24 protein-coding genes are annotated in these 22,176 nt (G+C 66.5%); 8 read left to right on the top strand and 16 right to left on the bottom strand.

Translation table 11 applies throughout. The features are described 5' to 3' along the window. Positions 1-30: 30 nt before the first annotated feature. The 6 genes from ACNFBT_RS08865 to ACNFBT_RS08840 form a co-directional block, all read right to left on the bottom strand. The gene (locus ACNFBT_RS08865; RefSeq protein WP_416748455.1) at positions 31-486 is read right to left on the bottom strand and encodes a DUF3237 domain-containing protein; all 456 of its coding nucleotides are present in this window, start codon (positions 484-486) and stop codon (positions 31-33) included. Between the two features lie 86 nt (positions 487-572). Further along, positions 573-1,385, bottom strand: coding sequence for a class I SAM-dependent methyltransferase (locus ACNFBT_RS08860; RefSeq protein ID WP_416748453.1), 813 nt, complete (start codon positions 1,383-1,385; stop codon positions 573-575). A 1-nt stretch (position 1,386) separates the two neighbouring features. Then, positions 1,387-1,758: a nuclear transport factor 2 family protein gene (locus ACNFBT_RS08855; RefSeq protein WP_275610575.1), complete on the bottom strand. Its 372-nt coding sequence runs from the start codon at positions 1,756-1,758 to the stop codon at positions 1,387-1,389. Positions 1,759-1,850: 92 nt separating this feature from the next. Beyond that, entirely contained in the window at positions 1,851-2,318 is a 468-nt protein-coding gene (locus ACNFBT_RS08850) for an SRPBCC family protein (RefSeq protein WP_416748451.1), read from the bottom strand. A gap of 10 nt (positions 2,319-2,328) precedes the next feature. Then, positions 2,329-3,153 carry an aldo/keto reductase gene (locus ACNFBT_RS08845; protein WP_416748449.1) on the bottom strand — a complete coding sequence of 275 codons (825 nt, stop codon included), beginning with the start codon at positions 3,151-3,153 and terminating at the stop codon, positions 2,329-2,331. Positions 3,154-3,254: 101 nt separating this feature from the next. Further along, positions 3,255-3,683 carry a VOC family protein gene (locus ACNFBT_RS08840; protein ID WP_416748447.1) on the bottom strand — a complete coding sequence of 143 codons (429 nt, stop codon included), beginning with the start codon at positions 3,681-3,683 and terminating at the stop codon, positions 3,255-3,257. Positions 3,684-3,863: 180 nt separating this feature from the next. On the opposite strand from ACNFBT_RS08840, the gene ACNFBT_RS08835 reads away from it, so the two are divergent. Continuing rightward, positions 3,864-4,232, top strand: a complete 369-nt coding sequence (locus tag ACNFBT_RS08835) for a cupin domain-containing protein (protein ID WP_416748445.1) — start codon at positions 3,864-3,866, stop codon at positions 4,230-4,232. 18 nt (positions 4,233-4,250) lie between these two features. Here the strand turns inward: ACNFBT_RS08835 and ACNFBT_RS08830 are convergent, their stop codons facing one another. Together ACNFBT_RS08830 and ACNFBT_RS08825 are read right to left on the bottom strand one after the other, a co-directional pair. Then, complete coding sequence (locus tag ACNFBT_RS08830; protein ID WP_416748443.1) at positions 4,251-4,577, bottom strand: helix-turn-helix domain-containing protein; 327 nt, start codon at positions 4,575-4,577, stop codon at positions 4,251-4,253. After that, positions 4,561-4,815, bottom strand: a complete 255-nt coding sequence (locus ACNFBT_RS08825) for a type II toxin-antitoxin system RelE family toxin (protein ID WP_416748441.1) — start codon at positions 4,813-4,815, stop codon at positions 4,561-4,563. Before ACNFBT_RS08825 ends, ACNFBT_RS08830 begins: the two co-directional genes overlap by 17 nt. 329 nt (positions 4,816-5,144) lie before the next feature. Here ACNFBT_RS08825 and ACNFBT_RS08820 point away from each other — a divergent pair, with 329 nt between their 5' ends. Continuing rightward, positions 5,145-5,441: a DUF3303 domain-containing protein gene (locus tag ACNFBT_RS08820; RefSeq protein ID WP_416748439.1), complete on the top strand. Its 297-nt coding sequence runs from the start codon at positions 5,145-5,147 to the stop codon at positions 5,439-5,441. Here ACNFBT_RS08820 and ACNFBT_RS08815 read toward each other — a convergent pair. Beyond that, positions 5,431-6,441 (bottom strand): GlxA family transcriptional regulator, encoded by a 1,011-nt coding sequence (locus ACNFBT_RS08815; RefSeq protein WP_416748437.1) that lies wholly within the window; start codon positions 6,439-6,441, stop codon positions 5,431-5,433. The genes ACNFBT_RS08820 and ACNFBT_RS08815 overlap by 11 nt on opposite strands. A gap of 98 nt (positions 6,442-6,539) precedes the next feature. On the opposite strand from ACNFBT_RS08815, the gene ACNFBT_RS08810 reads away from it, so the two are divergent. The 3 genes from ACNFBT_RS08810 (at position 6,540) to ACNFBT_RS08800 (ending at position 9,771) form a co-directional block, all read left to right on the top strand. Then, positions 6,540-7,088, top strand: coding sequence for a cysteine hydrolase family protein (locus tag ACNFBT_RS08810; protein ID WP_416748435.1), 549 nt, complete (start codon positions 6,540-6,542; stop codon positions 7,086-7,088). A gap of 164 nt (positions 7,089-7,252) precedes the next feature. After that, positions 7,253-7,849, top strand: a complete 597-nt coding sequence (locus ACNFBT_RS08805; protein WP_416748433.1) for a LemA family protein — start codon at positions 7,253-7,255, stop codon at positions 7,847-7,849. Positions 7,850-7,860: 11 nt separating this feature from the next. Beyond that, positions 7,861-9,771 carry a M48 family metallopeptidase gene (locus tag ACNFBT_RS08800; RefSeq protein ID WP_416748431.1) on the top strand — a complete coding sequence of 637 codons (1,911 nt, stop codon included), beginning with the start codon at positions 7,861-7,863 and terminating at the stop codon, positions 9,769-9,771. Between the two features lie 259 nt (positions 9,772-10,030). Here ACNFBT_RS08800 and ACNFBT_RS08795 read toward each other — a convergent pair whose 3' ends face one another. The 3 genes from ACNFBT_RS08795 to ACNFBT_RS08785 all read right to left on the bottom strand — a co-directional run bounded on the left by ACNFBT_RS08795 (position 10,031) and on the right by ACNFBT_RS08785 (position 12,895). Further along, entirely contained in the window at positions 10,031-11,413 is a 1,383-nt protein-coding gene (locus ACNFBT_RS08795) for an amino acid permease (protein ID WP_416748429.1), read from the bottom strand. Between the two features lie 332 nt (positions 11,414-11,745). Further along, a complete protein-coding gene (locus ACNFBT_RS08790) occupies positions 11,746-12,423 on the bottom strand; it encodes a class I SAM-dependent methyltransferase (protein WP_416748427.1) in 678 nt (225 codons plus the stop codon). A 229-nt stretch (positions 12,424-12,652) separates the two neighbouring features. After that, a complete protein-coding gene (locus ACNFBT_RS08785) occupies positions 12,653-12,895 on the bottom strand; it encodes a hypothetical protein (RefSeq protein ID WP_416748425.1) in 243 nt (80 codons plus the stop codon). A gap of 279 nt (positions 12,896-13,174) precedes the next feature. Here ACNFBT_RS08785 and ACNFBT_RS08780 point away from each other — a divergent pair, with 279 nt between their 5' ends. Further along, positions 13,175-16,291: a transglycosylase domain-containing protein gene (locus ACNFBT_RS08780; RefSeq protein ID WP_416748423.1), complete on the top strand. Its 3,117-nt coding sequence runs from the start codon at positions 13,175-13,177 to the stop codon at positions 16,289-16,291. Positions 16,292-16,508: 217 nt separating this feature from the next. Here ACNFBT_RS08780 and ACNFBT_RS08775 read toward each other — a convergent pair whose 3' ends face one another. Genes ACNFBT_RS08775 through ACNFBT_RS08765 form a run of 3 tightly spaced genes read right to left on the bottom strand, consistent with a single transcriptional unit; the run spans position 16,509 to position 17,717 of the window. Beyond that, a complete protein-coding gene (locus ACNFBT_RS08775) occupies positions 16,509-16,730 on the bottom strand; it encodes a VF530 family DNA-binding protein (protein WP_416748421.1) in 222 nt (73 codons plus the stop codon). Between the two features lie 40 nt (positions 16,731-16,770). Then, the gene (locus tag ACNFBT_RS08770; protein WP_416748420.1) at positions 16,771-17,079 is read right to left on the bottom strand and encodes a DMT family transporter; all 309 of its coding nucleotides are present in this window, start codon (positions 17,077-17,079) and stop codon (positions 16,771-16,773) included. Continuing rightward, positions 17,079-17,717, bottom strand: a complete 639-nt coding sequence (locus ACNFBT_RS08765; protein WP_416748418.1) for an FMN-dependent NADH-azoreductase — start codon at positions 17,715-17,717, stop codon at positions 17,079-17,081. The genes ACNFBT_RS08770 and ACNFBT_RS08765 overlap by 1 nt, the downstream gene beginning before the upstream one ends. 139 nt (positions 17,718-17,856) lie before the next feature. Between ACNFBT_RS08765 and ACNFBT_RS08760 the strand changes: the two genes are divergently transcribed. Beyond that, positions 17,857-18,771 carry a LysR substrate-binding domain-containing protein gene (locus tag ACNFBT_RS08760; RefSeq protein ID WP_416748417.1) on the top strand — a complete coding sequence of 305 codons (915 nt, stop codon included), beginning with the start codon at positions 17,857-17,859 and terminating at the stop codon, positions 18,769-18,771. Between the two features lie 157 nt (positions 18,772-18,928). Beyond that, positions 18,929-20,125 (top strand): sugar transporter, encoded by a 1,197-nt coding sequence (locus ACNFBT_RS08755; RefSeq protein WP_416748415.1) that lies wholly within the window; start codon positions 18,929-18,931, stop codon positions 20,123-20,125. A 240-nt stretch (positions 20,126-20,365) separates the two neighbouring features. Here ACNFBT_RS08755 and putP read toward each other — a convergent pair whose 3' ends face one another. Then, positions 20,366-21,883 (bottom strand): sodium/proline symporter PutP, encoded by a 1,518-nt coding sequence (gene putP, locus ACNFBT_RS08750; protein WP_416748413.1) that lies wholly within the window; start codon positions 21,881-21,883, stop codon positions 20,366-20,368. Between the last annotated feature and the right edge of the window lie 293 nt (positions 21,884-22,176).

The following is a 22,176-nucleotide window of genomic DNA, read 5'->3' as shown; positions in this document are numbered from 1 at the left end:
CCGTATGTGACAACTACGGGTTTTCATCGCTCACCCATTGGCCAATGAATACAAGCGGTATTCCACCCAGCCCGGCCCCAACCGCCCCTCGCCCACCGCGAGGAGATGGTTCAGCCAGCGGTAGCGCTCGTCACCGACCTCGAAGCGCGGCTGGATCATGAAGTAGGTGTCACCGTACTCCGCGCTCTCGCCACGGGATACCGCCGTGATGATCTTCGGGTTGGCCACCAGCAGCCCGTTGTGCTGCATCAGTATCCGCGCGCCATCGTCGGTACGCAGCACCAGGCGCACCTCCAGGTGCCAGCCGCCATCGCTGTCCACCAGGATCCAGTCGCCCCCGCCGGGCAGCACCTCGCCGTTCAGCCGCTGCCCCTGGAAGGTGCCCCCGCCGGCCGCCGAAATCAGGCGTTGGCCGTGGGGCACCCGGCCGATCTCCAGCGGCACGCTCGCCTTCACGTGCATGTTCATCAGCGGCTCGAGTTTCATCGGCAGCTCCTGCGAGACATCCTCATCGATCCTTGAGTAAAGCAGCTGGCCCCGTCACCAGCCACGCCCAGCCGACGCGGCCAGCTTCAGCCAAACCGATAACGCAGTAGCCGCCCCATGCGCCGCAGCGGCGGAATCGCCAGGGTGATCCGGTACAGCAGGCGCACGCCCAGGGACATCCGGGCGATCTGCGCATTGTCGTAGGGAGCGACTGCATCGACGAAGCGCAAGCCGGGCACCTGCGCTTCCAGTTCGGCGGAATCATCGATGCCCCAGTGCAGGATGGCGCCGGTCCTGCGGATCATCGGGTGGTACTGCATCCAGCGGATGCTCTGCCGGGTGTAACCGTCGAAGATCAGCTCGCCGCTGCCGCAGTGCGCCACCAGCGCCCGCAGCAGCCAGGGCACCGCCTCGCTTTCCACATAGGGCAGCACGCCCTCGGCGACGATCAGCACCGGCCGCCCTACCGGCACCACATGCCACCAATCCGGCGTGGTCAGCGCGCTGGCCAGCAAGTGGCAGTTCTCCCGCGGCGGATACAGGCGCTCGCGCAGGGCGATCACCTCGGGGAAGTCCACCTCGAACCACTGCACGGTGGAGGGCGGATCAATGCGCCAGACCCGGCTGTCGAGCCCGCAGCCCAGCTGCAACACCACCGCCCGCGGGTGGCGTGCGAGGAAGTCGCGCACCCAGTCGTCGAACAGCTTGGCGCGCAGCGCCACGCCGATCCATCCGGAGCGGCCGAGGTGCAGGCGGGCGAAGTCATAGTCGACCCGGCCCAGCGCCCGTCGGGCGAAATGGTCGCGCAGCAGGCTGTCGGGCAGCTCGCTCTCCTTCGCCTTGGCATAGAAGGTGATCAGCAAGGTTTCCGGCGTACCGCGCAGACCGATGCGTTCCACGTCACTCGTGCAGGTAGTAGAGCTTGTTGATAATCGACCACTGCGAGCCGATGCGCAGCAGCGACAGGTAATCGGTGAAATGCATGCCGAGGAAGTCGTCCGTCACCTTCGCCACCGCGCTGTCGCCGGTGATGTCCAGCGACTTCAGCTCCCACACCGGCGGTGCGCCGGACGAAGGAGGCGATTCGGCCTTGATCGCGCCGATGAAGTCGTCCAGCGAGGCCCATTCCAGCTCACCGTGGTAGTTGCCGATGATCTTGCAGGACGGATGGAACGCCTGGCGCAACCTCGCCTCGTCGGCGAAGGTCATGCCCTCCACGTAATCCGTGAGAACCCGGTTGATGGCGGCACTTTCCGCCGTGTAGTTGCTCATCTGTGCAGCCCTCCCCACCGGTGCGGCCGGTATCGGGCAAGGCTAGCACCCCACCCCGGCCACGCCGCTTGCGGCGACGACCGGGGCGGAGGTCAGGCGCGATCCGGATCGGCGCGCGACTGCAGATAGCTCGCCAGGGCGGCAAAGCGTCGGCGCGTGGCCCGCTCGAAAAGCTTCGCCACCGATGCATCCACCCATCGCCCCAGCCAGCGCGGGCGCACCGACAGGTCGAAGCTGTAAAGCAGTTCGGAACACCCCGCGTCGAGGTCGTGGTGCTGCAGCGTGGCCGCCCAATGCTGGAACGGGCCGCTGGGCTCGACCAGCACGGCAGCAGCGCGCCTGGGCGGATCGACATTGACGAAGCGCGTGCGCAGCACGAAGCAGCGCCGCAGGCCCCGACCACGATTCACCGAGACCGCCCCGATCGACGGGTGAGTCGCCCCTCCCTCGACGTAGGCCTCGGACAACAGCGTGTCCCAGAGCAGACGCTGGCGATGATCGTGGAAAGCCTCGAATACCACGTCAGCCGGCGCCGGCATGATGAAGCGAAGACGGCGCACGGCCACCTCGTCAGACCATCGCCAGATGCCGCTTGCGCGTGGGCGGCGGGAAGGCGCTGTCGAGCAGCACGAGGTCGTCGGCGCCCAGGCGCAGCTGCAGCGCGGCGGCGTTGTCGCGTACGTGCAGCGACTCCACCGCCTTGGGGATGGCGATCACGCCCGGCTGGTGGATCAGCCAGGCCAACGCCACGCGGGCCGGGGTGGCATCGTGCCGGGCGGCGATCTCGGCCAGAACGCGATGCCGCAGCAGGCTGCCACCCTGCCCGACCGGGCAGTAGGCCATCAGCGGCATGCGTTCTTCCTGGCACCAGGGCAGCAGGTCCCATTCGATTCCGCGCTCCTCCAGGCTGTACTGCACCTGGTTGGTGGCGCAGGCAGGCTCGTTCAGCTCCCGCATGTCGTCGAGGTCGAAGTTGGACACGCCCCAGCGGCGGATCTTGCCGGCCTCGCGCAGGCGCTCGAAGGCTTCGACCGTTTCCTCCAGCGGATACTGGCCGCGCCAGTGCAGCAGGTAGAGGTCCAGGCAGTCGGTGCGCAGGCGCCTGAGGCTGCGTTCGCAGGCTTCAGGGATACCGCGCCGGCTGGCATTGTGCGGATAGACCTTGCTGACCAGGAAGACCTGGTCGCGCAGCCCGGCGATGGCCTCGCCGACCACCTCCTCCGAGCCGCCCTCGCCGTACATTTCGGCGGTGTCGATGAGGATCAGGCCGCGCTCGATGCCCTCGCGCAACGCCGCCACCTCGCGCGGTCGCTCGGCGCGGTTCTCGCCCATGCGCCAGGTGCCCTGGCCGATGGCGGGAACGGCGGTGCCGTCGGCGAATACCACTGTGTTCATCACGTGCTCCTTGTCGTTGGGTTGGGGATCACGGGGCCGGCCACCCATCGGGGCAGCGGGCTGGACAGGGTAGCGCAGCCGGCAGGATTTCGCGTGGAGTCTCAGTGCCAGGGATCGTAGGTGCCGAAACTCCAGATGTGTCCTTCCAGGTCGCGGCAGGTGAAGCCCTGGCCGCCGTAGTCCTCGTCCTTGATGTCGATGACGATCTGCGCGCCGCCGCCCACCGCCGCGCGGTACAACGCCTCGGCGTCCTTCACCACGACGTAGATGCTCTGGGTGCAGCCGCCGACCTCGTCGGGCTGGCGCATCAGCCGGCCGTACTCGTTGTCGTGCAACGAGCCGAGCATCAGCAAGCCGCTGCCATCCTCGAGCACCAGCTGCGCATGGGCGATCCCCCCATGCTCATCGGCCACCACCAGTTGGCGCTGGAAGCCGAAGGTGATGCACAGCCACTCGATGGCCCGGGGCGCATCGCGATAGCGCAGGCAGGGGATGACGCTGGGGCGGACGGCGGGAACGGGCGTGGGCATGGCGATCTCCGGCGCGGGGCGGGCGCAATGTTTCCAGCATAGCCGCCCGCCACATCCACTCGGCAGTGGCATCCCGGCGAGCCGATGACGCCAATGCGCAGACGCTCGAAGCGCAATTTTCTGCAAGACCGGCTCCGGAAGGAGCCGTAGTGTCAGGCGACTCATTTGAAGGAGCACAGCATGACCCAGCGCCAACCGATCAACCTGCGGGACAAGCTCTCGCGTCTACACGAAACCTGGCAGCCCCGCGTCATTGCGGAGATGAACGACTACCAGTTCAAGGTGGTGAAACTGCATGGCGATTTCGTCTGGCACAGCCACGCCGACACCGACGAGACCTTCATCGTGCTCGACGGCGAGCTGCGCATCGACTTCCGCGACGGCCCGCTCACCCTGCGCGCTGGCGAGCTGTACGTGGTGCCCCGTGGCGTCGAGCACAAGCCGTATGCCGAGCACGAGGTGCAGGTGATGCTGATCGAGCCGCGCGGAGTGCTGAACACCGGCGACGCTGGCGGCGAGCGCACGGCGGAGAATGATCGCTGGGTCTGAACGCGGATCGGCTCGCGCTCAGAGGTCCAGCAAATCGGGATGGACGCCCAGTGCTTTCGCGACCTTCTCCCGGGTGGGTTTGCGCGGCCGGGTGGCAGCTTCCTGCTGGGCATAGGCGGATTGGCTGATACCAATCCGCTCGGCGACCTCCGCCTGAGTCAGGCCCCGATGCTTGCGCCAGGCCCCGATTGCAGTCAGCCCTTCCTTGACCATGAACCCGACGACCTCGTTGGGTACCAGATCCTCCCGTGGGTGACTGGCGATGTAGTCCGCATAGGGAATGACCACGAAGGCCGGCACACCGTCCGCTCCGTTGATGATCTGCACATTAGTACGTGTGCTCATCGCGCTTCCTGACCTCTTCGATATTCACGATCCTGACTCCACCATCCCAGTCGAACAGCACCCGGTAATTGCCTACCCGCAGGCGGTAACCCTGGGTGTGGTTGATCGGCTTCTTCACGTTCTGCACATTCGGCATCCACGCCAGGCCCTGCACGGCGTCGTAGATCATCGGCTGGTCTGCCTTGCTGAGCTTGCCGAGCTGCTTCACGGCCTTTTTTGTCCAGTTGATCCTGTTCATGCCTGCCTCGCTGACGAGGCAGGAAATATAAGCATCTCAATAAGTATTTTATCGCAACTGCAGCAATTTGAGACTGCGTTCTCGACCAAGCCGCACAGCATGCTGAGCGCACGGCGCAGAACGATCGCTGGATCTGACCGTCGATCGACTACCTCGCGCACCGCCGATCAGCGGCCATGGTCGGCACCGGCCCGGCTGCTATGCCTGTGGAGAGGAAACCGCTCCCAGCCGGAGGCTGTAACGCCTGGGATACACGGGCGCGACCCTGGCAGCGGTGCCGATTCGGGTCCGCGAATCTTGCCTGCCCGGACCCGGGCCGGAGGTGCGACATGCTCTATCTGGTGCACTGGACCATTCCCATGGAAAACCGCGACAAGGTCATCCAGCGCTTCCTGCAGACCGGCGGCCAGCCGCCGGCCAACGTCAAGCTGGTCGGGCGCTGGCACGCCATGGGCCACATGATGGGCTTTGGCCTTGCAGAAGCCGAGAATCCCCTCGACGTGCAACGCTGGATGCTGCAATGGACCGACCTGATGAACCTGCAGGTGCATCCGGCCATGACCGACGCCGAATACGCCCCCCTGCTGGTGCAGCAGATGGAAGCGGCGATGTCGGTCAGTCCCTGACGGCGGCCTCGGCCTGCCTGGCGCCGAAGCGCTTGCGGTAGTCGCTGGGCGACATCCCGGTGATCTTGCGGAAGGTGCTGCGGAACGAGCCGGGGTCGAGATAGCCGACCGTAAAGGCGATGTGGTCCACCGTGCCATTGGTGAACTCCAGCATCTCCCGCGCCTTGCCCACCCGCAGGTGCTGGCAGTATTCGGTGGGCTTGAGCCCCGTCGCCGCCCGGAAGCGGCGCAGGAAGGTACGCTCCTCCAGCCCGGCGCGGGCGGCCATTGCCGGCAGGCTCACGTCCACCGCGCCGTTGCCCTGCAGCCAGTGCTGGACCCTGAGGATCGCCGCGTCGCCGTGACCGAGCAGCGGTGCGAAGTTACTGCCGCACTGCTGCGCGCTGTCGCTGTGTTCCACCACCAGGAACCGGGCGGTGCGCGAGGCGATGCTCGGCCCGAGCAGGCGGTCGACCACGCGCAGCCCCACTTCCGACCAGGCCATCAGACCGGCGGAAGTGATCAGGTCGCCATCGTCGACGATGGGCTTGTGCGCCTCCAGGCGTACTTTGGGGAAGCGCCGGGCGAACGCCTCGGCCCCGCTCCAGTGGGCGGTGGCGGAGCGCCCGTCGAGTAGGCCGGCCTCGGCCACCAGCAAGCCGCCGATGCACACCGAGCCGACGATGGCGCCGTCCGCGTGGCGCGCGGCCAGCCATTGGGTGAGGTGGCGCAGGGGCGTGGCGTCGGGCAGGCCGAACAGCGACGGCGGCACCAGCACGGCGACCAGGGGGCTGTCGGCGTCGAGCGGCAGGTCCGGATGGGTATCGAAGATGCGCCGGGGCGCGGCGCCGTCCTCGCCGGACCAGTGACTGACCCGCAGTGCCGGCAACTGCTCGCCGGCCTCTTCGCTGGCGATGCGTTCGGCCACCGCGAACAGATCGGTCAACCCGTGCAGCGCCGCCGCCTGAACACCGGGATAGATCAGCAGGCCGATCTCGACGACGCGCCTTTGCCCAACCATTGTCACTTTACCCCTCGTTATTGTCGTTCCGACTGATCCCGCGCCGGCGCGGCATGGCCAATACTGGCTCCACTTCCCACTCACCAAGGACTTCGGAAATGGCAAAGCAAGCGCTCATCCTAGTGGATATCCAGAACGACTACTTCCCCGCCGGCAAATGGCCGCTGGTCGGCATCGAGCCCGCCGCCAACCAGGCTGCCAAGGTGCTCGCCGCCTTCCGGGAGCGCGGTGACCTGGTCGTACACGTCCGCCACGAGTTCGAAAGCGCCGACGCGCCCTTCTTCGCCCCCGGCAGCGAAGGCGCGCAGATCCACGCGAAAGTCGCCAATCTGCCCGGCGAAGCCGTCGTGCTCAAGCACTTCGTCAACTCGTTCCGCGGCACCGAGCTCAAGGCGATCCTTGACCAGCACGGCATCGAGTCCGTCGTCGTGGTCGGCCACATGAGCCACATGTGCGTGGACGGTGCCGTCCGTGCCGCCGCCGACTTCGGCTACGGCGTGACCGTGCTGCACGATGCCTGCGCCACCCTGGACCTGGAGTTCAATGGCGTGAAGGTGCCGGCCGCCCAGGTACATGCGGCCTACATGGCAGCGTTCGCCTTCGCCTATGCCGAGGTGATCTCGACTGCCGAGTACCTCGACCGCTGATCCGCGCGCCACACCGCAAGGGCCTCCTCGGAGGCCCTTCGTCGTTCAGAAAAGTGCCGCAGCACTGCCTGCGAATCAACGAAGCGAGACGTGAGAAGTTCCCCAACGCCCTACCGGCTTTCCGCTATCATCGAGGCTCAATCGCCTGCCGATAAGGACATCCCATGAGCGTTTCGTCGATCGTCACCCTCGCCATCATCGCCGGCGTGGTCTTCCTGCTGGTCAGCGTGTTCAACCGCCTGGTGGCGCTGCGCAACCGCTACCAGAACGCCTTCGCCCAGATCGAGGTGCAGCTCAAGCGCCGCTACGACCTGATCCCCAATCTGGTGGAAACCGCCAAGGCCTATCTCAAGCACGAGCGCGAAACCCTGGAAGCCGTGATCGCCGCCCGTAACGCCGCGGTCGCAGGTCTCAAGGCCGCTTCCGAACAGCCCGGCGACGCCGGCCGCATGGCGCAGCTGGCCGCCGCCGAGAATGCCCTGGGCGGCGCCATGGGCCGCCTGAACGTGACCCTGGAAGCCTACCCGGACCTCAAGGCCTCGCAGAACCTGCAACAGGTCAGCGAGGAGCTTTCCAGCACCGAGAACAAGGTCGCCTTCGCCCGCCAGGCCTACAACGACTCGGTGATGGACTACAACACCTACCGCCAGTCCTTCCCCGCCATCTTCCTGGCCACCACCTACGGCCACAGCAAGGACGCCAGCCTGCTGGAGTTCGAGGACAGCAAGGAAATCCAGGCCGCGCCGAAAGTCGCCTTCTGACCTGAAGCAGCATGAACTTCTTCGAACACCAGGATCGCGCCCGGCGGCAGACCGGGCGCCTGGTCCTGCTGCTCACCGTCGCGGTGGTCTGCCTGGTCACCATCACCAGCTTCGCCCTGGGCTGGCTCTGGCGGCATCTGGGCGAACCGGAGCTACGCGTGCGCAGTTCGCTACCCGATGCCGAGCTGTACCCGACGGTGGCAGGCATAATCATCGCGGTCGTCGTCCTCGGCGCGCTGTTCAAGCAGCGGCAACTGAGAGCCGGCGGCAAGGTGGTGGCCGAGCGCCTGGGCGGCCGGCTGCTCAACCTCAGCGCCAGCAATGCCGACGAACGCCGGCTGCTGAACGTCGTCGAGGAGATGGCCCTGGCTTCCGGCTCGCCGGTGCCGCCGGTGTACGTGCTGGAAGAAGGCTCGATCAACGCCTTCGCCGCCGGCCTGACCCCGCGAGATGCGGTGATCGGCATCACCCGCGGCGCCATCGAGCAGCTCGAGCGCCATGAGCTGCAGGGCGTGATCGCCCACGAATTCAGCCATATCCATCACGGTGACATGCTGCTCAACACGCGCCTGACCGCGCTGCTGCACGGCATCCTCCTGCTTGGTCTGATCGGCGAGGGCATGCTGCGCATCTGGTCTGATAGCAGTTACAGCATTGGCGGCGGCAGCCGCCGCAGCAACAGCGATGACGAGAAGGGCAGAACCGGTAAAGTCATATTGGTAGTGGTCGCCTGTGGCGTGGTGCTCTATGTGCTGGGCTACGTCGGCACCTTCTTCGGCCAGTTGATCAAGGCCTCGGTCAGCCGTCAGCGCGAGTTCCTGGCCGATGCCTCGGCGGTGCAGTTCACCCGCGATCCCTCGACCATCGCCGGCGCGCTCAAGAAGATCGGCGGCAATCCCTTCGGCGCACTGCTCAGCGCTCCGCGCGCCGCGGAATTCAGCCACATGTACTTCGGCGACGGCGTGGGCAGCAGTTGGTTCGACACCCACCCGCCGCTGAAGGAGCGCATCCGCCGTGTCGATCCGGGCTGGGACGGCCGCTACCCGAAATTCGAACCGCGCCTGGACGTGGCGCTGATGAGCAAGGAAGCCTGGACCGCCGCCGTCAGCGGCCAGCCCTACCAGCCGAGCGCCGTCGACGTGGCGGTCGCCGCCGTCGGCGCCCCTACCGTCGCTCACCTGCAGGCGGCCCGTGGCACCCTGCAACGGCTGGACGAACGCCTGCAACGCGCCGCCCACGACACCGAGGGCGCCCAGGCGCTGGTCTACGGCCTGCTGCTGGACAGCGAACCCGGCCTGCGCGCCCGCCAGCTGGAACAGCTCAAGACTCGCCTGGGCCTGAGCCTGGCGCTGCAACTCGACCTGCTGGAAGAGTCGCTGTTGCACCTCGACCCCGGCCAGCGCCTGCCGCTGCTGGACCTGGCCATGCCGGCGCTGAAGCAGCTCGACGCCCTGGGCTTTACCGCCCTGCGCGAGAACATGGCGCTGCTGATCAAGTTCGACGGCAAGGTGAAGCTGCTGGAGTGGACCCTGCTGCGGATCGTCGAACGCAACCTGCGCCCCGGCAGCGCGAAGATCGGCAATGTGGCGCTGGCGGAACTGGAAGAACCGGCCGCCGTACTGCTGGCCTTCCTCGCCCGCATCGGCGAAACCTGCGCTGCGCAGACCGAGCAGGCCTTCTCCGATGCCTGGGGCGGCCTGCCCTTCGCGCCCCGCCCGCTGCCGGCCGCGGGCCAGCTGCGCGAACTCGAAGCCGCGCTGAAGAAGCTGGAGCAACTGCGCCCGCTGCAGAAGCCGCAACTGCTCAAGGCCATGGCCCGTTGCGTCGAGCAGGATGGTCATATCAACGTCAGCGAGGCGGAGCTGATGCGGGCGGTGGCGGATATCCTCGACTGCCCGATGCCGCCGTTGCTGGCGGTATGAAGGAAGGAGTATCCGCTTGCGTAGGGCGTACAACCGCTTGCGGTTGTACGCCGATACACCATGCATCCAGTCGGCTCTGTGGTCAGGCTCGGAGCGCTTTAAACAGCAGCTCCGGGTTGGATTCGGAGTGCTCCGAAACCAAGGTCAATCGGCGTATAACGTCGAACGTTATACGCCCTACGACGCCTGATGCCTCAGTGGAAGATGCGCAAAAGAAAAGGGCCTCCGAAGAGGCCCTTTCCATTTACTCAACCGTCACTCACGCACGGCTGGCGGCAACGCCCTGCTCGCCTTTCGGCGCCAGGTTCAGCGTGTAGTACAGCACCGTCAGCAGCACCAGGAAGGCCGGGCCGATGTACAGCGCGATGCGGGTGTCCTCGAAGAACGCCATCAGCACCACCACCAGCACCAGGAAGGCCATGGCCAGGTAGGAGCTGACCGGGTACAGCCACATCTTGAACTGCAGCTTGCTGGCTTGCGCGGCGGAGAGGCCACGGCGGAACTTCAGCTGGGCCAGCAGGATCATCGCCCAGGTCCAGATCGCACCGAAGGTGGCGATGGAGGTCACCCAGGTGAACACCTTTTCCGGCACGAGATAGTTCAGCAGCACGCCCAGCAACAGCGCGGCGATGGACAGCAGCAGCGCATTGCGCGGCACGCCGCCCTTGGAGGTCTTGGCGAACACGGCCGGGGCCTGGCCGTGCTGGGCGAGGCTGTAGAGCATGCGGCCGGTGCTGAAGATGCCGCCGTTGCAGGACGACAGCGCGGCGGTGATCACCACGAAGTTGATGATGCCGGCCGCGGTCTTGATGCCCAGGCGCTCGAAGGTCATCACGAAGGGGCTGCCCTGGGTGCCGATCTCGTTCCACGGGTAGATCGACATGATCACGAACAGCGCGCCTACATAGAACAGCAGGATGCGCCAGAACACCGAGTTGATCGCGCCCGGGATGGTCTTCTGCGGGTTCTTCGCTTCGCCGGCGGTGAGGCCGATCATCTCCACGCCCAGGTAGGCGAACATCACCATCTGCAGCGACATCAGCACGCCGGTGATGCCATGGGGCATGAAGCCGCCGTTGCTCCACAGGTTGGCAATGCCGGTGGCGACACCGTTGTTGCCCAGGCCGAAGAGGATCATGCCGCCGCCGACCAGGACCAGGGCGACGATGGTGACGATCTTGATCAAGGCGAACCAGAACTCGAACTCACCGAAGGCGCGTACCGCCACCAGGTTGATGGTGCCCATACTCGCCAGCGCGGCCAGCGCCCAGATCCAGCGCGGCACGTCGGGGAACCAGATGCCCATGTAGATGGCCACCGCGGTGATCTCCGCAACGCAGGTCACCAGCCAGAGGAACCAGTAGTTCCAGCCGGTCAGGTAGCCGGCCAGTGGGCCGAGGTAGTCCTGTGCGTAACGGGCGAAGGAGCCGGCCACGGGATTGTGCACGGCCATCTCGCCGAGGGCGCGCATGATCACGAGGATGGCGAGACCGCCGATGATGTAGGAGAGCATGATGGCCGGGCCGGCCATCTGGATGGCCTTGGCGGAGCCGAGGAACAGGCCGACGCCGATGCAGGCGCCGAGGGCCATGAGACGGATGTGCCGCTCGTTGAGATCCCGCTGGAGATCGTGGGACGACATGGTGATGCAACCTCATTTTGTTCTTGGGAAGTATCAGCTGAGGACTCGAAGTGCAGTCGGGATGCGGAAGCGCCGGAAAAAAGCTTCGCCACCGCGCCGGTCGGCACGGAGGGCGGAAATTTCTGGCAATTCCAGGACGGCACACCGGAAGAGGCTGCCCACTCTTGTGGAGCGGACGTAGGCATTGCGGGAGTGGACCACGGCTGAGGTCGCTGCCGAATTTACACAAGTCCGTAGGAGACGTCTGCCCCAAAAGGGTGCCATTTGACCAAAGGAGTAGGGACGATTCGTCGCGCTAGAGGGCCTCGCTCCGTGTCAAGCGCAACCCGGTCTCACTCGGCCAGCGCTTGAAGCTCCAGCAGCAACGAACAGGGTTTTCCGCTCTCGGGATGGCGCGGCTCGCGCAGTTGCCGCACACGCCAGCCGCTGCTGGCGAGCAGCGCCAGCCAGGACTCCAGGGTGCGAAAGTACCAGGGCATCGGCGCGCTGAACGCCTCGCCGAAGGCGGCGAAGGTCTCCAGCCGCCAGCCATCGGCGTAGGGCTCATCACCGCAGGCGGACCAGGGATGCACGGTCTGGATCAGCAGGCGGCCTGCGGGTTCGAGGAGCTCGCGCAGCGCCAGCAGCAGCGGCGCGATGGATTCGTCGAGCAGGGCGAAATTGCAGACCAGCGCATCGAAGCGGCCCAGGGATTCGCCCTCGGTAATCAGCCCGGCATAGTCCATCACCTCGAAGCGCCCACCGCCCGACTGCCGGGCGGCCTCGACCAGCGACGCGGAAGCGTCCACCCCCACGCACTCGCTGCCCCGCCGCGCCAGGGCCCGGCACAGCCAGCCTTCACCGCAGCCGATGTCCAATACGCGGCGTGCCGGCCCTGCGGCGACGGCGCTGAGTATCGCTGCGTCAGTCACCAGGCGCCGGCTCTCGATGCGCTGCTCGCGCACGGCGCGGGTCCAGGCGTCGGCGTTGGCCTGCCAGCTGTGGAGGATGCGGGCTTGCTGGTCGGTCATGGTCTCCTCCTTGATCGCAGGGCAATGCCCCACGCCGGACTCACCGGAAACGTAGGGCGTATAACGTTCGACGTTATACGCCGTTTGACCTTGGTCTCAGGACACTCCGAAGCTGACCCGGAGCCGCCGCTTGAGCGTGCTCCGAGCCTGGCCACGGAGCCAACAATACGCACAGCGTAGCGGCGTACAACCGCGAACGGTTGTACGCCCTACACGGCAGGCCCTGTCACTAGGTCTTCCACACCTTGGGCACCGCCAGCCCCTTGGGTGGCGGGGTCTGCGGCAACATCTCGCGGCAGCCGGCGTCGCGGAACGGCCCGCCGATCTTCTGCCAGCCTTCCCCCGGCGAGGTCTGCTGGCAGGTGTAGCTGCCGTCCAGCTTGCTCTGCCACCTGTAGAACGGCATGGGCGCGGCGACAGCGCAGAGCGAGGCCAGCAGCAGGGGCACGACGGGCAGAAATAACGAACGCATGGCCGAGGAGTCCTGTCGAAGGAATTAGGGTCTGCTGGCGCCCGGGCACAGTACGGCGAAACGCAACAGACCTGCCTATTGCACCTGCTGGCCGTCGGCAAATCAATCCGACCGGCAAGGATGGGTGCTGCGCGGCGCGCAGATTTTCCGCCGCCTACTACGCTGGATGTTAGGAAAGCCGCTATCTCAGGGCTTTCGCGGCGTCGGGAGGGGCGCCGGTCGTCACGTGGGCGGAGTCCGCTTACCTAGGCTGTGGTCTGAGCATGGGCAGGTCGTGAAATGGATAGCTCGAAGCATTCCGGTACGCATAATGCAGGTCAACCGGGTCGCTCGGAGCCCGGTATTTCCCCAACGAAAGTCCACCATCACCGTTTCCTGCTGCTGTTCCTCTTTCTCCTGCCGTTGCTTGCCGCCATCGGCGCCGCGCTGCTTTATGAAGCGCGCACCTCCAAGCTGCAGGCGCGCGAGCTGGCGCGCTACGCCGGCGAGCTGACCTGGCAACTGGCGCAAGGCCCCAGCAGCGCGGTGGTGTACCCGCAGAGCGGTCCGTTCGACCGCCGGCTGGGCTACCTGCAATTGCCGACCTTCCTCGACCGCCTGCACCAGCGCAACTTCATCACCCTGAGCCAGACGCGCTTCTCCGAACCGCTGATGCAGTACACCGGCCACGGCCTGTTCCCGCCGTATCCCGAGAAGTCCCAGGCCGGCGTGGACATCGCCGACTGCCGCGGCCTGCCGATCTACAACTTCCGCTACCCGCAGCGGCTGTACAGCAACTTCGACAGTATTTCCCCGCTGATCGTGCAGAGCCTGCTGTTCATCGAGAACCGCGACCTGCTGGACGCCCAGCGCCCCTACCTGAACCCGGCCATCGACTGGAGCCGCTTCACCCAGGCCTCGCTGGCGCAGGTGGGCAAACTGGTCGGCATGGGCAACCACGCCCCCGGCGGCAGCACCCTGGCCACGCAGATCGAGAAATACCGGCACTCCGAAGACGGCCGCACCAACTCCATCACCGACAAGCTGCGGCAGATGGCATCCGCCAGCGTACGCACCTACCAGGGCGGCGCGGAAAACCTGGCGGCGCGGCGCAACGTGGTGCTCACCTACCTCAATTCGGTGCCGCTCTCGGCGCAGCCGGGCTACGGCGAAGTCAGCGGCCTGCCGGACGGGCTGTGGATCTGGTACGGCGCCGACTACCAGCAGGTCAACCAGTTGCTCAACGCACCGCCGGCCAGCGGCGTTTCACTGGCCGAACAGGGCAAGGCATTGCGCCAGATCATCTCGCTGATGATCGCCCACCGCCGCCCCTCCTGGTACTTGGCGCGCGGCCGCGACCAGTTGTCCGGGCTGACCGACAGCTACCTGCGCCTGCTCGCCCAATCCGGGCTCATCAGTGCCTCGCTGAGCGATGCGGCACTGAAGCAGCAACTGGTGTTCCGCGATCCGCGCAACCAGCCCACCGTCACCCCGCTGGAAAACAACAAGGGCGTGACCCTGGCGCGCACCCGCCTGGCCGGGATGCTCGACGTGCCGCTGTATGACCTGGACCGCTTCGACCTCTCCTTCACCACCACCCTGCAGCACGAGCTGCAGGAACAGGTCACCGCCTACCTGCGGCACCTCTCCGAACCGGACTTCGCCGCGCAGATCGGGCTGTTCGGCGAGCACCTGCTATCGGAGGACAAGACCCGCGACGTGCGCTACAGCTTCACCCTGTTCGAGCGCACCCCCAGCGGCAACCGCGTGCGGGTGCAGACCGACAACACCGAACAACCCTTTGACATCAACGAAGGCAGCAAGCTGGAACTGGGTTCCACCGCCAAGCTGCGAGTGCTCTCCACCTACCTGGAAACCATCGCAGACCTTCACGACCAGTACGCGCCGATGAGCGCCGCCGAGCTGAAGAAGGTGCAGGTGGAGCCGATAGACTTCATCAGCCGCTGGGCGATCGACTACCTGATCACCGCCAAGGACCGCAACCTGCCGGACATGCTCAGCGCGGCCATGCAGCGCAAATATTCCGCCAGCCCCTACGAGGCGTTCTTCACCGGCGGCGGCATCCATACCTTCAGCAACTTCCGCAAGGAGGACAACGGCCGCATCCCCACCGTCCAGGACGCCCTGCGCGAGTCGATCAACCTGCCCTTCGTGCGTCTGCTGCGCGACCTGGTGCGCCACGACATGTACGCCAACGAAGGCAGCAAGGTCGCCGTGCTGGCCGACGACAAGGACCCGCGTCGCCAGGACTACCTCAACCGCTTCGTCGACAAGGAAAGCCAGGTCTACCTGCTGCGCTTCTGGCAGAAATACAAGGGCAAGACCGCCGATGACCGCCTCGACACCTTCCTCGATGGCCTGCGCGCCTGGCCGGTACGGCTGGCGGCGATCCACCGCTACCTGCAACCGCAGGCGGACCTGCCGACCTTCACCACCTTCCTCCAGGACCGTCTGAAGAAAGGCAAGTACGTCGGCGAGAAGCTGACCGACAAGCGCATCGGCGACCTCTATACCCACTACGGCCCGGGCGCCTTCGACCTCAACGACCAGGGCTACGTCGCCCGCGTACACCCGCTGGAGCTCTGGCTGCTCGGCTACCTGCAACAGCAGCCGGCGGCCACCTTCAACGACGCGGTGGCCGCCAGCGTGGCGGAGCGCAAGCAGGTCTACGGCTGGCTGTTCAAGTCGCGGCACAAGTACGCGCGCGACAAGCGCATCCGCATCATGCTGGAGGTGGAAGCCTTCCTCGACCTGCATGAGCAGTGGAAGCGCCTGGGCTACCCCTTCGACCACCTGGTGCCGTCGCTGGCCACCGCGCTGGGCAGCTCCGGCGACCGCCCGGCAGCCCTGGCCGAGCTGATGGGGATCATCCTAAACGATGGCGTGCGCCTGCCGACCCTGCGCATCGACAGCCTGCGCTTCGCCGCCGACACACCGTACGAGGCCAGCCTCGGCCCGCAGTCGAACACCGGCCGCCAGGTGATGCGTTCGGAAGTGGCCCAGGCCCTGCGCACCGCGCTTTCCCAGGTGGTGGACGCCGGCACCGCGCGGCGCCTGTCCGGCAGCTTCAAGCTGGCCGACGGCAGCCCGCTGGTGATGGGCGGCAAGACCGGTACCGGCGACAACCGCATCGAGAGCGTGACCCGCAGCGGCTGGGTGAAGAGCTCGAAGGCCATGAACCGCACCGCGACCTTCGTGTTCTACCTTGGCCCGCGCCACTTCGGCACCCTCACCGCCTACGTGGCCGGCAGCGAGTCGGACAACTTCAAGTTCACCTCGGCCCTGCCGGTGCAGGTGCTCAAGGGCATGGCGCCGATGCTGCAGAGTTATCTGGAACCAGGGATCAGCACCGGGTGCCAGACGCCGATCGACAACCTGCGGGTGAGCTGGAGGTAGGGCGTACAACCGTTCGCGGTTGTACGCCGATACACCGTGCCTATTGTCGGCTGCGTGGCCAGGCACGGAGTGCTCTGGAGCGGCGGCTCCGGGTCAGATTCGAAGTGCTCGGAGACCAAGGTCAAACGGCGTATAACGTCGAACGTTATACGCCCTACACTCCCGATGCCGTAGGTGCTGGGCAAGCCACCGCGCCGATGCCTCCTACGAAAAGCCCTTACTTCCCCTGCACCATCTTCACGTACAGCCCCTCCACCTGCTCCCGCGCCCAGGGCGTGCGGCGCAGGAAGGTCAGGCTGGACTTGATGCTCGGGTCGTTCTTGAAGCAGCGGATGTCGATGCGTTTGGCCAGCCCGTCCCAGCCGTACTGCGCAACCAGCTGGTTGAGGATGGCTTCCAGGGTCACGCCATGCAGCGGGTTCTTCGGTTTGTCGTTCATATTCGGTGCCGTCGTGCGGAGAATGCGCGGCACCTTAGCATCAGGCCCGCAGCCCGGCCACGCCGGCGATGATCAGGGCGACCGACGCCAGCTTGGTCAGGGTCAGCGCCTCACCCAGCAGCAGGAAGCCGAAGAACACCGTGCCCAGCGTGCCGATCGCCGTCCAGATCGGGTAGGCGATGCTCACCGGCAACTGACGCATCGCCAGGGTAAGGAAGAAGATCCCGCCGACCACCGCGACCACCGTCACCACGGTCGGCAGCGGCCGGGTGAAGCCCTCGGCATATTTCATCGACACCGCGAACATCACCTCGAACGCGGCCGCCACCATCAGCATCGCCCAGGCCATCACGCACGCGCCCACTCGCTCTCGGCGAGATCGGCCAGCTCCCGCTCGGCCCGCTGGTACGACGCCTGGAAGGCATCGGGACTGCCCTCCTCGCCTTCGGCGGCGATCACCCGCACGTCCTCGATCCCGAGGAAACCCAGCGCCACGCGCAGCCAGGCGTCGGCATGGTTCATCCACTCCAGTTCACCGCCCGGCCCCATGCCGGCGCCGCCGCGACTGGTGACGATCAGCGCCTTGCGCCCCTTGAGCAACGGCTCGTACTCGGCCTCGCCGTCGTTCACGCGCAAATCGAAGGTGCGGCCGAGGCGGACGATCTGGTCGACCCAGGCCTTCAGGCCGCTGGGCACGCTGAAGTTGTACATGGGCGTGGAGATCACCAGCAGCTCGTGGCCGAGCAGTTCGTCCACCAACTGGTCGCTGAGCGACAGGTCGGCCTGCATGGTCAGCGGGCGATGGTTCGGCTGCGGATGAAAAGCCGCTGCGATGAAGGCTTCGTTGACGTGCGGCAGGCTGGCGCGGCCGACCTCGCGACGAGTGACCTCGGCCTGCGGCAATGCGGCGAGAAAGCTCTCGGCCAGACGCCGGGAATGAGAACGCTCGGCGCGCGGACTGGCGTGGATGGCAAGAATCCTGTTCATCTGTAGCTCCTCACTGGGTATACACTGCAGAGAACTCGAATCCGCCTCTGCCTTGCCGCCAAAGCTATTTTCCGGCCGCCTTGCGGACAACTGAGGGAAACTCCGCCGAGATGAATGCAGCTCACCCATGGAGAGCCACATGTTCGCCAGCCTGCCGCTTCCCGCCCTGCGCACCTTCGAATCCGCCGCGCGCCAGCTGAGCTTCAAGGCCGCCGCCCAGGAGCTGTCGGTGACGCCCACGGCGGTGTCCCACCAGGTCCGCGCGCTGGAGGACTGGCTCGGCCTGCCGCTGTTCGAGCGCCTGCCGCGCCAGGTGCGCCTGACCGAGGCCGGCGAGCGGCTGTTCCGCAGCCTGCATGGCGCGCTGCTGGAGGTTTCGCAGTCGGTGGACAGCCTGCGCCCGCAGCGCAGCGCCAGCAGCCTGACGATCTCCACCACGCCGGCCTTCGCCGCGCTCTGGCTGGTGCCGCGACTGGGGCGCTTCTATGCGCGCCATCCGCACATCCGCCTGCGCCTGGACAGCCAGTGCGAACTGCTCGACCTGCAGCAGGACGCCAGCGTCGACCTGGCGATCCGCTACGGCTTCGGCGACTACCCGCGCATGCACAGCCAGTTCCTGCTCGGCGAGCGCTTCGCGGTGTACGGCGCGCCGTCCCTGGTGGCGACCGCCGACGTGGAGGTGCCGGAGATGATCAGCGTGCGCTGGCACAATTCCGAGCTCTACGAGCGCGGCTGGAAGGCCTGGTGCCTGGCCGCCGGCGAGGAATGCCTGCTGACCCAGGCGGTGCAGCGCGAGTACGAGGAGGAGTTCTACGCCCTGCAGGCAGCCATCGCCGGCCAGGGGCTGGTACTGGCCAGTTCGCTGCTGGTTTCGGAATCCGTGGAGAAGGGCCTGCTGGTGCCCTACCACCCCGAAATCAACGTCCCCGGCGCCCGCTACACCGCGCTCTGCGTACCCGGCCGCGAGCGCCACCCGCCGGTGCGCGCGTTTCTCGACTGGCTGGCCGAGGAGGCCGCGCAGGCGGCCGACCCGCTGATCGACAACGCCGCCTGAGCCTGCCGCTGCGCCCGCGCATGTGTCCCTTTGCCGTGCGCGGACCGGGATGCGTGGGTAGAATTAGCCACCGCCGCAACAACAATTCTTCTTTGCCCGGACACGCCGCGCGTGATCCCAAGGCACGGCCTGAGCCCCATCTCACCTCAGGATTCCCATGACCACCGCGCAAGAAACCCGCACCGGCAGTTGGCTGAGCGTCATCGCCCTGGCCCTCGCCGCCTTCATCTTCAACACCACCGAGTTCGTTCCGGTGGGCCTGCTCAGCGACATCGGCGCAAGCTTCGACATGCGCCCGGAACAGACCGGACTGATGCTCACCCTCTACGCCTGGGTGGTCTCCCTCACCTCCCTGCCGCTGATGCTGCTGACCCGCAACATGGAGCGCCGCCGCCTGCTGGTGGTGATCTTCTGCCTGTTCATCGGCAGCCACCTGCTCTCGGGCGTGGCCTGGAACTTCAGCGTGCTGATGCTCAGCCGCTTCGGCATCGCCTTCGCCCACGCGGTGTTCTGGTCGATCACCGCTTCGCTCGCCGTGCGCGTGGCGCCGCCGGGCCAGCAGGCGAAAGCCCTCGGGCTGCTCGCCACCGGCACCATCCTGGCCATGGTGCTGGGCATTCCGCTGGGCCGCGTACTGGGCGAGGCACTGGGCTGGCGTGCGACCTTCCTCGCCATCGCCGGTGTCTCGGTAGTGGTGGTACTCTGGCTGGCGCGTTCGCTGCCGCTGCTGCCGAGCCAGAACTCCGGCTCCCTGCGCAGCCTGCCGCTGCTGCTGCGCCGCCCGGCGCTGGTGTCGATGTACGTGCTCACCGTGCTGGTGATCACCGCGCAGTTCACCGCCTACAGCTACATCGAGCCCTTCGCCCGGGAAGTCGCGGCGCTGGACAGCCAGCGCACCACCCTGCTGCTCCTGCTGTTCGGCGGCGCCGGGCTGTTCGGTTCAATCCTCTTCAGCCGCTACAGCGAGCGCTTCCCGCGCGCCTTCCCCTGCATCGCCATCGCCGTGCTCGGCGCCTGCCTGTTGCTGCTCCTGCCGCTGGCGCACTCGCCGGTCGCACTACTCGGTCTGAGCCTGTTCTGGGGCGCGGCGATCCTCTGCTTCGGCCTGGCGCTGCAGGCCAAGGTGCTGCAACTGGCCCATGACGCCACCGACGTGGCCATGGCGATGTTCTCCGGCCTGTACAACGTCGGCATCGGCGGCGGCGCGCTGCTGGGCAGCCGCGTGGCGGCGGGCGTGGGACTGCAATGGATCGGCTACGTCGGCGGCGCGCTGGCGGTGGCCGGGCTGTTGCTCTGCCTGTTCGCCTGCTGGCGGTATGCGGCGGCGCTCAGTGGTGGGCATTCCCATTCGTAGGGCGTACAACCGTTCGCGGTTGTACGCCGATACACCGGACAGATTGTCGGCTCCGTGGCCACGCGCGGGGGGCTGAAACGACGGCTCCGGAACGAGGTTCGGAGCGCCCTGAGATCAAGGTCAAACGGCGTATAACGTGGAACGTTATACGCCCTACGCCCTACGCTCTTCGCAATTCTTGCGGACATGAAAAAGGCCGCGCCCCTTTCGGGAGCGCGGCCTTTTTCATTCAGCGAGAGATCAGCGGCTGGTCACCGGAATGCCGGCCGGCTGAGTGGCCTCGGCGTATTCCGCCTCGGCTTCCTCGAAACGCTGGATCATCGCCTTGGACGGGGCGGTGCCGATCAGGCTGAACACCACGATCGAGACGCTGGAGAGGATGAAGCCCGGGATGATCTCGTACAGGCCGAGCCAGCCGAACTGCTTCCAGACGATCACGGTGAGCGCGCCAACGATGATGCCGGCCAGAGCGCCGTTGCGGGTCATGCCCTTCCACAGCACCGAGAACAGCACCAGCGGACCGAAGGCGGCACCGAAGCCGGCCCAGGCGTAGGACACCAGACCCAGCACGCGGTTTTCCGGGTTGGCGGCCAGGGCGATGGCGATCAGCGCCACCAGCAACACCATGGCGCGACCGACCCAGACCAGCTCCAGCTGGCTGGCGTTCTTGCGCAGGAAGGCCTTGTAGAAGTCTTCGGTCAGCGCCGAGGAGCACACCAGCAACTGGCAGCTCAGGGTGCTCATCACCGCGGCAAGAATGGCGGACAGCAGCACGCCGGCGACCCACGGGTTGAACAGGATTTTCGCCAGTTCGATGAACACGCGCTCGTGGTTCTCACCGACGGCGCCAGCCTGCTCCGGATGCGCCTGGAAGTAGGCGATGCCGAAGAAGCCCACGGCAACCGCGCCGCCCAGGCACAGGATCATCCAGGTCATGGAGATTCGGCGGGCAGCCGGGATCGACTTCACCGAGTCAGCCGCCATGAAGCGCGCCAGGATGTGCGGCTGGCCGAAGTAGCCCAGGCCCCAGGCCATCAGCGAGATCACGCCGACGAAGGAAGCGCCCTTGAGCATGTCGAAGTTGGCCGCGTCCTTCAGCTCGATGGCGGCGAAGGTCGGCTCCACGCCACCGGTGGCGAACAGCACGATGATCGGGGTGAGGATCAGCGCGAAGATCATCAGCGAGGCCTGCACGGTGTCGGTCCAGCTCACCGCCAGGAAGCCACCGACGAAGGTGTAGGCGATGGTCGCGGCGGCACCGGCCCACAGGGCGGTCTCGTAGGACATGCCGAAGGTGCTTTCGAACAGGCGGGCGCCGGCGACGATGCCGGAGGCGCAGTAGATGGTGAAGAACACCAGGATCACCAGCGCGGAGATCACCCGCAGGACGCGGCTGTTGTCTTCGAAGCGGGTGCTGAAGTAGTCCGGGAGCGTCAGGGCGTTGCCGTTGTGCTCGGTGTGCACGCGCAGGCGGCCGGCGACGAACAGCCAGTTCAGGTAGGCGCCACAGATCAGGCCGATGGCGATCCAGCTTTCGGAGATGCCCGACAGGTAGATGGCGCCCGGCAGGCCCATCAGCAGCCAGCCGCTCATGTCCGAGGCACCGGCCGACAGCGCGGTGACGAAGCTGCCGAGGCTGCGGCCACCGAGGATGTAGTCGGAGAAGTTGTTGGTGGAACGATAGGCGGCCAAGCCGATCAGAACCATGGCCGCGATGTAGATCACGAAGGTGATCAGTGTTGGCGTGTTGACGCTCATGGGGACTCCCCTACAGCTTGTTTTTATCCAGGCGCGCTGGGTAATGCGTGCCCTTGACTGGCAGCCGGCGTGGTTGACGCCGACCGGTTAGCGCTTGCTCACAGGCAAACCGGGTTGCGCGTGGCGCCAACTGGCACCGAACCGCTACGCATCCCGTCGCAGGCTCGCCCTCGTCCATGCTGGCGATTGCCTGCGGCCGCCGTCTCACCACGGCGACCTTCGCCCCGTCCTCGCGGGTAGGCGAGGCACGGGCCGTTTACCGGGCGACGCCCGGTGATCCTTCAGGCGCCGGA

Source organism: Pseudomonas sp. NY15181 (assembly GCF_048068055.1).
Taxonomy (GTDB): Bacteria; Pseudomonadota; Gammaproteobacteria; order Pseudomonadales; family Pseudomonadaceae; genus Pseudomonas.
This window is presented reverse-complemented; position numbering and strand designations above follow the sequence as displayed.

What these genes read in the sequence shown, in the direction of transcription:
- ACNFBT_RS08865 (WP_416748455.1), bottom strand. Translation starts at nt 486, where the DNA reads ATGAAACTCGAGCCGCTGATGAACATGCACGTGAAGGCGAGCGTGCCG.
- ACNFBT_RS08855 (WP_275610575.1), bottom strand. Translation starts at nt 1,758, where the DNA reads ATGAGCAACTACACGGCGGAAAGTGCCGCCATCAACCGGGTTCTCACG.
- ACNFBT_RS08845 (WP_416748449.1), bottom strand. Translation starts at nt 3,153, where the DNA reads ATGAACACAGTGGTATTCGCCGACGGCACCGCCGTTCCCGCCATCGGC.
- ACNFBT_RS08840 (WP_416748447.1), bottom strand. Translation starts at nt 3,683, where the DNA reads ATGCCCACGCCCGTTCCCGCCGTCCGCCCCAGCGTCATCCCCTGCCTG.
- ACNFBT_RS08835 (WP_416748445.1), top strand. Translation starts at nt 3,864, where the DNA reads ATGACCCAGCGCCAACCGATCAACCTGCGGGACAAGCTCTCGCGTCTA.
- ACNFBT_RS08830 (WP_416748443.1), bottom strand. Translation starts at nt 4,577, where the DNA reads ATGAGCACACGTACTAATGTGCAGATCATCAACGGAGCGGACGGTGTG.
- ACNFBT_RS08825 (WP_416748441.1), bottom strand. Translation starts at nt 4,815, where the DNA reads ATGAACAGGATCAACTGGACAAAAAAGGCCGTGAAGCAGCTCGGCAAG.
- ACNFBT_RS08820 (WP_416748439.1), top strand. Translation starts at nt 5,145, where the DNA reads ATGCTCTATCTGGTGCACTGGACCATTCCCATGGAAAACCGCGACAAG.
- ACNFBT_RS08815 (WP_416748437.1), bottom strand. Translation starts at nt 6,441, where the DNA reads ATGGTTGGGCAAAGGCGCGTCGTCGAGATCGGCCTGCTGATCTATCCC.
- ACNFBT_RS08810 (WP_416748435.1), top strand. Translation starts at nt 6,540, where the DNA reads ATGGCAAAGCAAGCGCTCATCCTAGTGGATATCCAGAACGACTACTTC.
- ACNFBT_RS08805 (WP_416748433.1), top strand. Translation starts at nt 7,253, where the DNA reads ATGAGCGTTTCGTCGATCGTCACCCTCGCCATCATCGCCGGCGTGGTC.
- ACNFBT_RS08800 (WP_416748431.1), top strand. Translation starts at nt 7,861, where the DNA reads ATGAACTTCTTCGAACACCAGGATCGCGCCCGGCGGCAGACCGGGCGC.
- ACNFBT_RS08795 (WP_416748429.1), bottom strand. Translation starts at nt 11,413, where the DNA reads ATGTCGTCCCACGATCTCCAGCGGGATCTCAACGAGCGGCACATCCGT.
- ACNFBT_RS08790 (WP_416748427.1), bottom strand. Translation starts at nt 12,423, where the DNA reads ATGACCGACCAGCAAGCCCGCATCCTCCACAGCTGGCAGGCCAACGCC.
- ACNFBT_RS08785 (WP_416748425.1), bottom strand. Translation starts at nt 12,895, where the DNA reads ATGCGTTCGTTATTTCTGCCCGTCGTGCCCCTGCTGCTGGCCTCGCTC.
- ACNFBT_RS08780 (WP_416748423.1), top strand. Translation starts at nt 13,175, where the DNA reads ATGGATAGCTCGAAGCATTCCGGTACGCATAATGCAGGTCAACCGGGT.
- ACNFBT_RS08775 (WP_416748421.1), bottom strand. Translation starts at nt 16,730, where the DNA reads ATGAACGACAAACCGAAGAACCCGCTGCATGGCGTGACCCTGGAAGCC.
- ACNFBT_RS08770 (WP_416748420.1), bottom strand. Translation starts at nt 17,079, where the DNA reads ATGGCCTGGGCGATGCTGATGGTGGCGGCCGCGTTCGAGGTGATGTTC.
- ACNFBT_RS08765 (WP_416748418.1), bottom strand. Translation starts at nt 17,717, where the DNA reads ATGAACAGGATTCTTGCCATCCACGCCAGTCCGCGCGCCGAGCGTTCT.
- ACNFBT_RS08760 (WP_416748417.1), top strand. Translation starts at nt 17,857, where the DNA reads ATGTTCGCCAGCCTGCCGCTTCCCGCCCTGCGCACCTTCGAATCCGCC.
- ACNFBT_RS08755 (WP_416748415.1), top strand. Translation starts at nt 18,929, where the DNA reads ATGACCACCGCGCAAGAAACCCGCACCGGCAGTTGGCTGAGCGTCATC.
- putP (WP_416748413.1), bottom strand. Translation starts at nt 21,883, where the DNA reads ATGAGCGTCAACACGCCAACACTGATCACCTTCGTGATCTACATCGCG.